Raw genomic sequence first — 13,681 nt, 5'->3', positions numbered from 1 at the left:
AATTTTAAATTTACTAAAACAGATTAGATGATGATAAGGGGGGTATGTACATTCTTGTTGTTGAAAATCAGGCTTGGTGAAATTATTACTTGCTGACATTGAAGGATTTGAGTCCCCAGACTTTCAAGTGATAACTTTATTGATAGCTACAGAAAGTGCATCTAATTGCTATATTTCTGCAACTACCAATCAATCTTAACTAATTCTAAAATTACCCATTTAAAAATAATAAGTTAGCATGTTCACTCAGTTATTAGATAATTCCGATTGAAATAGTCGGTTAAATTTATCATCGCACTGTGATTAAAGGGTGAATTGTATGGGACAGTGAATGTATAATGCCGTTAAGTTAAATATTACAAATTTTGAGGAGATCACATGACTGTAGATGTCACTGAAACCATAACCCATACTGTTCATCCTGCGTTTCAGTTGGTACGTCAACACCATGTTGAAGCTTTAGATATTTTAGTTTCTGAATATAAACACAAAGTCACTGGTGCGATGCATTATCACTTGGCGACTGAACACGATGAGAATGTTTTTCTCGTTGCATTTCGTACTCAACCGATGGATTCAAAAGGTGAGGCGCATATTCTTGAACACACGGCGTTATGTGGTTCAGAGAAATTTCCAGTACGTGACCCATTCTTTTTAATGATTCGTCGTTCATTAAACACATTTATGAATGCATTTACGGCTGCCGATTGGACAGCGTATCCATTCGCAACACAAAATAAGAAAGACTTTCAAAATTTATTGGAAGTGTATTTGGATGCCGCTTTTGCAGCCAATTTGAATCCACTTGATTTTGCTCAAGAAGGTATTCGTATTGAATTGGAGGAAGGTCAGCCTGTTTATAAAGGGGTGGTCTTTAATGAAATGAAAGGTGCTATGAGTTCACCGTCAGATCAACTGTACCATCAATTGGCACATCATTTATTCCCGAAAACAACCTATCACTACAATTCTGGCGGTGATCCCAAAGATATTCCTGATCTTACCTATGAAGAATTGGTAACTTTTTATAAGTCCCATTATCATCCAAGTAATGCGGTATTTATGACTTTTGGCAATGAACCTGCCTATCATTTACAAGAGCAATTTGAAAAATTAGCGTTGGCAAAATTTGGAAAAGGCGAAACGCTTTATTCTAAACATGAACAACGTTTGACTGCACCGCTTGAAGTGACTGAAACATATGCGGTTGATGCAGAAGATTTAAAAGATAAGACCTATCATATTCTTTCGTGGTTATTACCAGAATCAAGTGATATTAAACTACGTTTAGGTATGCGCTTGGTTGAAGGAATTTTACTCGAAGACTCAGCATCTCCATTACGTTATTATTTAGAAACATGTGACTATGCACAATCGACTGGGCCAATTATGGGCGTCGATGATTCTAATTTTGAAATGACGTTTTATTGTGGTGTACAAGGTTCGAACCCTGAACATGCAGAAGAATTCAAACAAGGTGTGTTGAATATTTTACAAGATGTGGCATCAAAACCTGCTGATCAAGACATGGTTGATGCAATCTTGCATCAAATAGAATTGCATCAACGTGAAATTAGTGGGGATGGTACGCCATATGGCTTGACCTTGATTTTGAATGGGTTGAGTAGTGCAATTCATCATAGTGATCCTATTCATGTATGGGATGTCGATGCTGCTATGGATTTGGTAAAAGAAGAGCTTAAAGATCCAATGTGGCTGTCTAATCTTATCACCACACATCTTTTGGATAATCCACATCGTGTGCAAATGACTTTAGTACCCGATGCGACGAAATCTGCAAAAGAAGCTGAAGATGAAAAAGCACGTTTGGCAAAAATAGGTGCAGCTTTAACTGAGGAACAGAAAGCTGAAATTATCCAACAAACGGAAGCTTTAAATATTCGTCAAGCAACTCCTGATGATTTAGATTTATTGCCAAAAGTTGGTTTAGAGGATATTCCAGCAGAATTGGCGATTGTACAAGGTCAATTGCGTGAAATTATCTCCAATGGTTTAGATACTCCTTTAAATCTATATCATGCTGGAACCAATGGTATTTATTATCAGCAAGTGTTGATTCAAATTCCTGACCAAATTGTAAAATCACCATATTTTAACTTGTTATCTATTTTAATGGGTGAGGTTGGTGCTGGTGAATATGATTATTTAGCCTTGCAACAATTACAAACAGCTGTGAGTGGTGGTTTGGGCATGGGAGCATCATTACGCTCTCAAGTGGATGATAAAGGTAAAATTACTGCATGGTTAACTTTAACGACTAAATCGTTGACGCATAAGCTAAATGCTATTCAATTGCTTAAACTGGCGTTTGAACAGCTTCGATTTGATGAAAAAGATCGTATTATTGAGTTATTACAACAACGTAAAACTCGTTGGGCTTCGCGTTTGTCAGATTCTGGTCATAGTTATGCCATGCAAATTGCATCGCGGAATATGAGTGCATTGGCACAACGTGATTATCAAAATACTGGTTTAGGTGCATTAAATTGGTTAAGTGAGCTGGTTGCTCAAATTGAAAAAGACGATGCTGCATACGATGCACTCATTGCAGAACTGCAAGCAATTCATCGCGAATTAATGTTGGCACCAAAACAATTTTTGTTGGTCTGTGAAGAGCATCATTCAGACGCTTTGGTGGCAGAAGTTCAAGAGGTTTGGGATAAATTGGCTATAGATAAAACGCCAGTTGCTTTAACTCAAGTTGAACAAGAAAATAGCGACAAAGACCAAGCTTGGCTCATTCAGAGCAATGTACAATTCTGTGCTGCGGCTTATGCTGCTGTTGACGTTGCTCATCCAGATGCAGCGCCATTAATGGTCCTCGCAGGTTATTTACGTAATGGATTCTTGCATAGTGCGATTCGTGAAAAAGGTGGCGCTTATGGTGGCGGGGCAAGTTATGATGGGAATGCCTGCTCATTCCGCTTCTATAGTTATCGTGATCCACGTTTAGCAGAAACTTTTAAAGACTTTGAAGCGAGTATTGACTGGTTGATGAATGTTGAACAACAATCACATCAGCTTGAAGAAGCGATTTTGGGCTTAGTTTCGAGTATGGATAAACCAGGTTCACCAGCAGGTGAGGCAATTACGGCATGTTATGCGTTGTTGCATGGGCGTACACCTGCATTTAGAAAAATGTTACGTACACGATTACTAGAAGTCACATTGCAAGATTTAAAACGTGTGGCACAAACGTATCTAATTGAACAAAAACCAGTTAAAGCCGTAGTTGCACCTGTCGCTAAAAAAGAGACTTTGGAACAACTTGGATTTGAAATAAAACAAGTCAAATAAATATTCTGGAGAAAAATATGTCGTTCAAGTCTTTTGAACGTACACCACTTAATCTGAGCATCTTAATGATGCTCAATTTTGGTTGGGTGTCTACCGCGCAAGCAGATGATTCCACTCAAGTTAACCCTGCAAGTACGCAAGCATGTGTTGCTTTAGAGTCAAATGCAGATCGTTTGGCATGTTATGACAAAATATTTAAAACGTCAGGTGTTATAGCTCCAGTTTTAGTTTCAGAAAAGCGTGCAGCAGAAGCATTGGTTCAGCCAGCTACTGAACCAGTGACTTTGAAAGATAAAATTGAACAGAAGGTTGGGAGTCTGTTTGCAGTTGAGGGGCCTAAGATTGATCCAAATACATCATTGTTGGATAAGCGTTGGGAACTTTCAGCGGATAGTAAATTAGGCACTTGGAATATTCGGGCCAATCAGCCGGTGTATTTATTACCTGCATTTTGGTCGAGTAGTAAAAATGAATTTCCACACAGCCCAAATCCACAAAATACTGTGACGGAAGATCAAAATTTAAAATCGATGGAAGCGAAATTTCAAATTTCCCTTAAGACCAAAGCGGTTGAAAATTTGATTGGTGATAATGGTGATGTGTGGTTAGGTTATACTCAGTCTTCGCGTTGGCAAGTTTATAATTCTGGAGAGTCTCGTCCATTTCGTGAAACCAATTATGAACCTGAAGCAAGTCTGATATTTCGTACCAACTATGAAATTTTAGGTTTGAATGGGCGTTTATTGGGAGTTACTTTTAATCACCAATCGAATGGGCGTTCAGATCCTTTGTCACGTAGTTGGAATCGCGTGATGCTGAACCTAGGTTTTGAAGAAGGAAATTTCGCAATGATGATTCGTCCTTGGTATCGTATGGATGAGTCAGCGAAAGATGATAACAATCCTGATATTAAGGATTATGTTGGACGCGGTGACTTAACTGCATTCTATCGTTGGAACGAGCATGATTTTTCATTGATGTTACGCCACTCGCTTAAAGGTGGTGATGATTCGCATGGTGCGATGCAGTTTGATTGGGCTTTTCCGATTAAAGGCAAATTACGTGGTCATTTTCAATTGTTTGATGGCTATGGGGAAAGTCTGATTGATTATAACCATCGAGCTACCTATGTTGGTTTGGGTGTTTCCTTGATGAACTGGTTCTAAACCTAAAAAAATCGCTCAATCGAGCGATTTTTTTAACTTAATTTATTAACCAATTTGAATTTCGGTACTTGGGTGGTTGACTCTGCTTTTTTTCGGTGTTGCGATTAAATAAGCCAAAGTAAGCGGGCCTAAGCGTCCTGCAAACATCAACATGATGAGTGTAATTAAACTAGCAGGTCGTAAATCCTCGGTCACACCTCTGGATAAGCCAACGGTGCAGGCTGCGGAAACAGCTTCAAAGAGTAAGTCGAGAAAGCGTTTATTCGGTTCTAAAATTAGCAGTGCAAAAAAACCGACTAAAATCAGCATAAACGTAATAGAAATGACGGCTAAGGCCTTAAAGGTAATGTGATAGGGAATAGAATGTTTAAATACCGTCAACTCATCAGAACGCCTTAAAAAGGTAATCACGCTCAATACCATAATAATAAAGGTACCTACCTTAATACCACCAGCAGTACTGAGTGAACCACCGCCAATAAACATCAGTACCATGGTGACTAAAGCTGAAGCATCGGTCATGCTACTGACTTCAACACTATTAAAGCCAGAAGATCGAGGAACAGTTGCATGGAACCATGCATTTAAAGCTTGGTCTCCAACTGACATGGGAGCAAGTGTCAGAGGATTGCTGGCCTCTAAACACCAAATCACAATGAAGGCGAATAGATTTAAACCTGCAATGGTCGATAAAATGAGTTTGCTATTGGTCGATAATTTTTTCCAGCGTTTGGCGCGTTTAATATCCATTAACACAACAAAGCCAATACCACCAATGATGTACAACATACTAATGGTGAATGTCACCATATATTGGTCTGAGAAACTCATTAAACTATTGGGAAATAAGGAAAATCCACCATTGTTAAATGCCGAAACACTATAGAATAAGGCATAGAAAAAAGCATGCCCAAAGTCATAATGTTGCATCCAAGCGATGGTTAAGATAAAGGTACCGACACCTTCAAAAAATAAAGAGTACAGTAATACGCCTTTTACGGTAAAGGTAGCTCTCGCCAGACTGGTTTGTCCAATCGTTTCTTGAGCCATAATCTGTTGTTTTAAGCCGACTTTGGAAGATAGGCTGAGTGCTGCCAATATGGCAAAAGTCATAAAACCTAAGCCGCCACATTGGATTAAGATCATGATGATAATTTCACCAAACAGCGTAAAAGATTCACCAACGTTAACAACGGAAAGCCCAGTAATGGTGACGGCTGATGTTGCCGTAAAAAGTGCTTTAAGCCAAGGCAGTTCACCGTGATGTGCAAAGGGGAGTTTGAGTAAAATTGTACCGATGACAATAAAACTTAAAAAGCCTAGGGCCAGTAAACTGGGTGGACTTAGATTGATGCTATTTTGCTTTTTATTAATCAGCTCAGTTTTTTTAAATTTCATAAAAGCTTCTTTATAAGAAACGGGACGAAAGTTTTCTTAACATTTCTACAGGACCTTCAATAATTAAAATATCTTTTTCCTGTAAAATTGTACCGGGTGCAATCTCATAAAGCACATGTGAGCCGCGCTGCAATAAGAGTGTTTTTAAGTCATATGCCTCTTCCATGAGTGTTTGATATTCTTTACCTTGTAGATTAGCACCAATTTCAGCTTTTACGATATAGCGCTCGTTATTGAGTTCCATATAGCGTTGAACCATGGGGAAACTCAAGCTCTGTGCAATTCGAATCCCCATATCTTCTTCAGGATGAATAATTTTAGTAATTCCAAGATGTGACAAAATCATATGATGAGCTTTAGATTTTGCTTTGACTAAAATTCTTTCAATCCCTAAGTTTTTTAAGTGCAATACACATAGAATACTGGCTTCAATATCTTCACCAATAGCAACCACCACAGCATCACAATTTTTGACATTTAGCTCATTTAAAACATGCTCATCAGTCGCATCGGCAATAACAGCATGGCTAATTTGATCGGCTATATTTTCCACGTTTTTCTTAATGGTATCGATTCCGATCACATCATGATTGAGCTTTGTGAGTTCTAGGGCAACTGTTCCACCAAAACTTCCTAAACCGATGACAGCAAACAGTGCCATATTTAAAAATATCCTTTTATAAATGAAAATCTGATAGATGTTTGATGATCACGAAATTAGGCATCAAGAATATAATAGGTATTCACGTGATTGAAATCATGTTTCTATTTTATCTTTAAAAACACGATTCAGCCAACGACTTATGTATTTGATGGTTATAAATAGTTGGTTTGCTTGGAAAGGATGTTATTAGAAAAACATATTCGTAAGTTTTGGATAAAAGTTGGTCGTAATCGATATAGCGAAAAGGAAGATGCTCTAAAGATAGAGTATTACAAAGCTTTTACTACCTACGATCGATTTGGTATGTTGTTTTAAAAAAAGAACCTCAACTGAGGTTCTTTTTTATTTGGCTTAGATATTTGAAATATATAGTGGTTTATCTTATTTTAAAAAGCGCTGATAACCTAAATTGTTGGTAATTTCAGCATATGGATAAGTGATTTTTTCCAATGTTTCAATTAAACCATCGGGGTTTTGTTTGGCATCGGTTGCTTCAAGACCCACCAGTACACGACCTTCAGCAGCACCATGATTACGATAGTGGAATAGAGTAATATTATGCGTTGGCCCAAGACGTTCTAAGAAGGTTAATAACGCACCCGGACGTTCTGGGAATTCTACGCGGAACAAACGCTCATTTTCGATATCCGCATGTCCACCAACCAAGTAACGAATATGTAATTTGGCTACTTCGTCATCCGATAAATCATCGACATCATAGTGGGCTTGTAAGAGTTCATGGATGTCATGACGTTCTTTTTCGCCACCTTTGAGACTAATGCCGACAAAGACTTGAGCGGCACTTGAAGTGCTGGCACGGTAGTTAAACTCAGTAATATTACGACCTTGTAAAGCACGGCAGAAGTTCAGGAAAGAACCTTTTTCTTCAGGAATGGTCACGGCAAAAATGGCTTCTTTACGTTCACCGAGTTCTGTTCGTTCTGCGATATAACGTAGGCGGTCAAAATTCATGTTGGCACCGCACACAATCGAAACGATGTTCTTATGTTTTAGACCATGTTGTTCAACATATTTTTTAATGCCTGCCAGTGCCATTGCACCAGAAGGCTCAACAATACTACGGCATTCATCATAAGTGTCTTTAATGGCAGCACAGATTTCATCTGTATTGACCAAAACGACATCACGTTCAACAATTGGCCCTGAATTATCTGATTTTTGGAGTTGGATCACTTGAAATGGTTTTTCACCAATTTGTGCTACCGCCGTACCATCGGCAAATAAGCCGACTTGTGGCAGAATCACACGTTCATTGGCTTCAAAAGCGGCTTTGAGGCATGCCGATTCATCGTATTCCACAGGAATGACTTTCACATGGGGCGCAACATCGCCCAAATATGCGGCAACACCCGCAATTAAACCACCACCACCTACAGCCACAAATACATAGTCGACATCACGCCATTGACGTAAAATTTCGTTGGCAATGGTACCTTGTCCAGCCATGACTAATTCATCATCGTATGGCGGAATAAAGGTTAGCCCTTCATCTTTAGCACGTTGAATGGCATATTTGTTGGCAACATCAAATGAATCGCCGTATAAAACTACATCACCACCTAAGCGTTTTACCGCTTGTACCTTGATGTCAGGTGTAGTTTTTGGCATCACAATAATGGCGTGGATTCCCAGTTTTTGACCAGATAGAGCTACGCCTTGCGCATGGTTACCTGCAGAAGCTGTAATAACGCCACGTTCTAACTGAGATTTCGGTAATTGACTAATACGGTTATAAGCACCGCGTAGTTTGAAAGAAAAGACCGGTTGTAAGTCTTCGCGTTTGAAGCGAATATTATTGTTTAGTTTTTCACTAATTCGTGGCGCTGCTTCGAGTGGAGTTTCGATTGCAACATCATAGACAGTTGCTTGTAATATTTGTCGAACCAAACGAGACAGCATGTTAATTTTCCATCTAACAGTTTAAAATAGATTTTTATTGTAACAAACCCTGTGCATTTAGGCTGTAAAATCAGCAACAAATGTCGAAAATAGTTGAGCCAAGTTATGAGTCTGTATGCTACCCAAGATGAAAAGAAACAAGCTGTCGCAAAAGCTGCGTTAAAGCACTTGCCGAAGGGCGGTATTTTGGGTGTAGGTACAGGAAGTACTGTGAACTTCCTCATTGAATTATTACCAGAATTGCAATTAGAAGCAGCGGTTGCAAGTTCTGAAGCCACTGCACAACGTCTTAAAAAATTAGGCATTGAAGTAGTGGATATGAACCATGTTGGTGGTTTAGATGCTTATGTCGATGGTGCGGATGAAATTGATCGTCATATGCATATGATCAAAGGTGGTGGTGCTGCACTGACCCGTGAAAAAATTGTCGCGTCGATTGCGAAAAAATTCGTATGTATCGTGGATGACTCGAAATGGGTTGAGCAGTTGGGTCGTGAATTCCCACTTCCTGTTGAAGTGATTCCTATGGCACGTTCTGCTGTGGCGCGTAAAATTGTTTCACTTGGTGGTGATCCAGTCTACCGTGAAGGTGTAGTAACGGATAATGGTAATGTGATTTTAGATATTTATAATTTGAATATCTTAAATGCACTCGAGCTTGAAAAAACATTGAATAATATTCCAGGTGTGGTTTGTAACGGTATCTTTGCTATTCAAAAAGCAGATATTGCGGTTGTTGCTACTGATAATGGAATTGAAGAACGTACAGCAGTTTAATTGTTGTTGGGTTTGAAATTTCGATGAATTTTGCTGATTTACCTGAAATTAAAATCGTTCGACATGTGAGGGCAACACGTTTGCACTTACGTGTTGAACCCACGCAGATTCGTTTAACAGCTCCTGTGTTCTGTAGTCAAAGACAAATTCAGAACTTTGTGGATCAATCGCAACAGTGGTTGTGTGAAACTTGGCAGAAGCAACAACAAAAATTAAAATTTAACGAGCAAACTTTACCTACAGAATTACAATTATTTAATGTAGATCAACCTCTACAAATTAAATATCAACCTCAAAAGCCATCTTTTATTTTTGATTCTAAAAATCATTTAATTTTGATTAGTGATCGTCAGCCTGAACAATATTTAAAAGCGTTCATCGTTGCTTATGCAAAGCATCATTTGCCTATTTATTTGGCGCAAGTGAGTGCTGAAACTGGTTTAAATTTTGGTAAATGTAGCATCCGTCAGCCCAAAACACGTTGGGGAAGCTGTACCTCTAAACACGATATTATGTTGAACGGTGGTTTGGTTTTATTTCCTCAAACAATTACGCGTTATGTATGTGTGCATGAGTTGGCGCACACCAAGCATTTTGATCATAGTAAAAAATTTTGGGCAGAAGTTACTAAACATGATATATTTTATAAAAGCCATCAAAAGATATTAAAAACGAGTTCAATGCCATATTGGTGGTTCTGTTAATATTGAATGATATTATAAATATATTTTTAAGTATGAATTGAGAAGATATAAAAAAATGATTTAAAATTTGTACTATGTTAAAACAACTATTTATCCATTGTCGTTATATTAATAAAGAACTTAAATTTGAATTTTACAGATATTCATTATTTCATACTCATAGTCCCTAGCTGTCTAATTTTGATGGGTAGCCTATTCTTAATTTGTCATTTTTTATTTAAAGCTCCGCATTATTTGTTGTGGTTGGGCGTGGGTTATATTGTTCCTGCATTTTCTTTAGCTGCACAATGCTTGATGTCTGGTGATCAGCTGAATGTGGCCGCTCCTGTGTTGGGGGGGATGTATTTATTTGGTGCTTGGGCCAGTGCATATGCCATGGCTTTAAGAAAAAAAGCACATGCACATTCTAAAGTCGCATGGTTTTTGATTGTGATACTTACCGCTTTACTGAGTTATTATTCATATATAGATCAACAATTGTGGATGCGTATGTTGATTTTGAATTTCGGTATAGCAACTGTAAGCAGCTTAGTTTTGGTTTCAATGTTTCGGGGTTATAAGAATAACGACTGGTTAAATAAAATTGTTGATCTTTCATATTTATTTATCGTGCTTTATACCTTCATTCGTTGTCTTATTATTTTTCATTTTTTAGAGGATATTAAGATTGCCATGCTTTCAAAATCAGTGTGGTGGTTGATGATGTTAGCCGCCAGTATTTTACTGAGTATGTGGTTCGCAATGGTTCTATTAGGGACTTTAGTGAGAGATATTATTTTAAAACTAAAAGATGAACGTTCACGGGATCCTCTGACTCATTTGCTGAATCGGCGTGGTTTTTATGATTATGCTGAAGAAAATTTAGTAAAATCGCCTATAAAAAAATATTTTTTGTTGATGTGTGATGTGGATCATTTTAAAAAAATTAATGATCGTTATGGGCATTTGGCTGGAGATGGAATTTTAAATGAAGTCGGTCTGATTATTAGTCAAAATGTCCGTGAACATGATTTGGTTGGACGTTTTGGTGGTGAAGAATTTATTGTTTTATTGCAAGTTGAAGATTTAATTGTGGCATATCAACTTTCCGAGCGTATTCGTACCGCAATTGAAATGGAATTATTTTTAGAGCAAAAAATATCAGTCACAGCCAGTTTTGGTCTTACTCAGGTGAAAAATCAAGATCTAACGCATGCTATTGGGGTTGCGGATAAATTATTGTATGCAGCGAAACGTGCTGGACGTAATTGTACTTTATTGGAAACGCATGAAAAAATGATGAAGGGATAGATGGAACCAGTCGTCGTAATGAGAAAAAATAATGAAAACCAAGCAAAATAGTTTAGAAAACCTCAACTTCCTGTCATACTGCACAGTTACGAAATGGATGCTTTGAATTGAGGTAAAGAACGTGATTTCAGTTGGTATTGTCGGCGGCACAGGTTATACAGGCGTTGAATTGTTGCGTCTTTTACTACGACACCCAAATGTACAAGTTAATGTACTGACTTCACGAACTGAAAATGGCCGTCGTGTTGATGACATGTTCCCAAGCCTGCGTGGTCACACCGAACTTTGCTATTCAGATTTAAATATTGATGAACTAAAAAAATGTGATGTTGTATTTTTTGCAACACCACATGGCGTGGCAATGAAACATGCTACTGAATTGGTTGCAGCAAAGACCAAAGTTATCGATTTAGCTGCAGATTTCCGATTCCAAAATTTAGCACAATTTGAAAAATGGTATGGTTTAGAGCATAGCTGTCCAGAAATTTTAAAAGATTCTGTTTATGGTTTATCAGAGTTAAACCGTGACAAAATTAAACTAGCCAATGTTGTGGGCAATCCCGGTTGTTATCCAACCACGGTACAACTGGGTTTAGCGCCATTATTTAAACAAGCTGAAACACTAATTAAACCTGAAAGTATTATTATTGATGCAAAATCAGGTGTTTCAGGTGCAGGTCGTAAAGCTAGTTTAGGTATGATTTATTCTGAAAATGCAGATAACTTTAAAGCTTATGGCGTTGCTGGTCATCGTCATCATCCTGAAATTGTTGAAGCATTGGAAAATATTTCAGGTCAAACGGGTGTGTTTGATCACATTATTTTTGTACCGCACTTAGTGCCTATGATTCGTGGCATGCTGAGTACGATCTATGTTGATTTAACCGAGGCTGGTGATGCAACCGATTTGCAAAGTTTATATGAACAGTTCTATGCAAATGAGCAGTTTGTAGATGTGATGCCTGCGAATAGCTCACCCGAAACTCGTTCGGTGCGTGGTGCTAATCAATTACGAATCGCATTGTATAAACCACAACCGAAAAAGTTGATTGTTTTATCGGTACAAGATAATTTGGTTAAAGGTGCAGCAGGACAGGCTGTGCAAAATATGAACTTAATGTTTGGTTTTGTTGAGGATGCAGGTTTACAAGGCATCGGATTATTACCATAAAAAACGTTTTTAAACTTCACACACATTTCACATTCGCGTTAAATGTGTGTTTTGACTCTATCCATGATCAGAGATGACGATGCAGAACACAGAAATAGATACTACGTCACAACAAATTCAGACGCCAAAAAAATCTTTGATGAAAGGAAGTATGCCGCTCATTATTGGTGGGGTGGTGCTTTGTGCAGGCAGTATATTATTGGGATACACCGTGGGGCATCGTCAAGGTTTAACAGTGGTCGGTTATGATGCTGATGCAAAACAATTGGTCGATGTGGTTGAGAAGCAAAAGGTAACCCTCAGCACGCTCAATAAAAATCTGAATGCAGCAGTGCAAGAGCGTGATGTTGCTGTTAGTAATTCAAATGATTTATTTCAGGCCCTTAACTTGGCAAATGCTGAAAAAGCCCAAGTAGATGGTATGAGTGCGATTTATCGTGAAGTGCTAAAGCAACGTGGTGGTATGAGTTTGACGGTGCAAAACATAGCAGTTAAAAGCTTGCCTGAAAATGCTTATGAATACCAAATTGATTTGGTGCAAGTGAGCCCAAATAATCGACAGGCTTCAGGAAGTGCAGAGTTACGCTTAATTAGTGGAACAGAAGTTTTAGTTGTTCCAATGGAAGATAGTAATTTTAATTTTGCAGCTTTTGAGCGTTTAACGGGTCGTTGGACTATGCCGAAAGGTTTTAATCCTCAATTTATCGAAGTGCGCTTAAACGGAGCAACACCAGTAATTAAACGCTTTAGTTGGTCGCGTGGAAAACCTATAGAAAGCTCAGCTGCTTCAGCTGCGGAAGTTCCGCAAGCAGAAGCGAATGCTCAATAAGTGGTGAATTTTAAATATATGTGCAGTTACAAACGTCAAATCAGTTTATCTGAAGTAAAAGCCTCTTTTAATCATACTGGTTATGTGGATTGGCATTTGAGTCCTCGGCTGAGTGATTCAGATCATCAGGAAGAAAAGGAAGGTGATGTTGCAGTACAAACCGCACCGCCTGAATTTAAGCGTCCACCACTGTATGCGGTCGTTTTAATGAACGATGATTACACGCCAATGGACTTTGTTATTGAAATTTTACAACAATACTTTGCTTTGAATCTTGACCAAGCTACTCAAGTAATGTTAACAGTACATTATGAAGGCAAAGGTGTTGCAGCTGTTTATCCGCGAGACATTGCGGAAACAAAAGCAAACCTAGTAAACAACTATGCTCGATCTCAAGGTCATCCATTACTTTGTCAGATTGAGCCACAAGAATAAGGGGATCTC

11 protein-coding genes are annotated in these 13,681 nt (G+C 38.3%); 8 read left to right on the top strand and 3 right to left on the bottom strand.

The genetic code is table 11. From position 1 onward, the window contains the following. The first annotated feature begins 378 nt into the window (after positions 1-378). Entirely contained in the window at positions 379-3,318 is a 2,940-nt protein-coding gene (locus B9T28_RS10000) for an insulinase family protein (protein ID WP_086203836.1), read from the top strand. Positions 3,319-3,335: 17 nt separating this feature from the next. Continuing rightward, complete coding sequence (locus tag B9T28_RS09995; protein WP_086203835.1) at positions 3,336-4,484, top strand: phospholipase A; 1,149 nt, start codon at positions 3,336-3,338, stop codon at positions 4,482-4,484. A 45-nt stretch (positions 4,485-4,529) separates the two neighbouring features. Here B9T28_RS09995 and B9T28_RS09990 read toward each other — a convergent pair whose 3' ends face one another. The 3 genes from B9T28_RS09990 to ilvA all read right to left on the bottom strand — a co-directional run bounded on the left by B9T28_RS09990 (position 4,530) and on the right by ilvA (position 8,466). After that, a complete protein-coding gene (locus B9T28_RS09990; RefSeq protein ID WP_086203834.1) occupies positions 4,530-5,882 on the bottom strand; it encodes a TrkH family potassium uptake protein in 1,353 nt (450 codons plus the stop codon). A gap of 10 nt (positions 5,883-5,892) precedes the next feature. After that, the gene (locus tag B9T28_RS09985) at positions 5,893-6,543 is read right to left on the bottom strand and encodes a potassium channel family protein (RefSeq protein ID WP_086203833.1); all 651 of its coding nucleotides are present in this window, start codon (positions 6,541-6,543) and stop codon (positions 5,893-5,895) included. A 384-nt stretch (positions 6,544-6,927) separates the two neighbouring features. Next, positions 6,928-8,466, bottom strand: coding sequence for a threonine ammonia-lyase, biosynthetic (ilvA, locus tag B9T28_RS09980; RefSeq protein ID WP_086203832.1), 1,539 nt, complete (start codon positions 8,464-8,466; stop codon positions 6,928-6,930). A 105-nt stretch (positions 8,467-8,571) separates the two neighbouring features. Between ilvA and rpiA the strand changes: the two genes are divergently transcribed. From rpiA to clpS, 6 genes are all read left to right on the top strand, one after another. After that, positions 8,572-9,243, top strand: coding sequence for a ribose-5-phosphate isomerase RpiA (gene rpiA, locus B9T28_RS09975; protein ID WP_086203831.1), 672 nt, complete (start codon positions 8,572-8,574; stop codon positions 9,241-9,243). Between the two features lie 23 nt (positions 9,244-9,266). Next, on the top strand, positions 9,267-9,947 hold the full coding sequence (locus tag B9T28_RS09970) for a M48 family metallopeptidase (RefSeq protein ID WP_086203830.1): 681 nt from the start codon (positions 9,267-9,269) through the stop codon (positions 9,945-9,947). A 183-nt stretch (positions 9,948-10,130) separates the two neighbouring features. Further along, complete coding sequence (locus B9T28_RS09965; protein WP_086203829.1) at positions 10,131-11,237, top strand: GGDEF domain-containing protein; 1,107 nt, start codon at positions 10,131-10,133, stop codon at positions 11,235-11,237. 121 nt (positions 11,238-11,358) lie between these two features. Then, positions 11,359-12,408, top strand: coding sequence for an N-acetyl-gamma-glutamyl-phosphate reductase (gene argC / locus B9T28_RS09960; protein WP_086203828.1), 1,050 nt, complete (start codon positions 11,359-11,361; stop codon positions 12,406-12,408). Positions 12,409-12,487: 79 nt separating this feature from the next. Next, positions 12,488-13,237, top strand: a complete 750-nt coding sequence (locus B9T28_RS09955; RefSeq protein WP_086203956.1) for a DUF6776 family protein — start codon at positions 12,488-12,490, stop codon at positions 13,235-13,237. Between the two features lie 18 nt (positions 13,238-13,255). Further along, positions 13,256-13,672: an ATP-dependent Clp protease adapter ClpS gene (gene clpS / locus B9T28_RS09950; RefSeq protein WP_086203955.1), complete on the top strand. Its 417-nt coding sequence runs from the start codon at positions 13,256-13,258 to the stop codon at positions 13,670-13,672. Positions 13,673-13,681 lie beyond the last annotated feature (9 nt).

Origin of the sequence: Acinetobacter silvestris (assembly GCF_002135235.1) — a bacterium.
GTDB classification, from domain to species: Bacteria; Pseudomonadota; Gammaproteobacteria; order Pseudomonadales; family Moraxellaceae; genus Acinetobacter; species Acinetobacter silvestris.
Note: the sequence above shows the minus strand (reverse complement) of the source record. Positions and strands in the feature narration are given on the sequence as shown.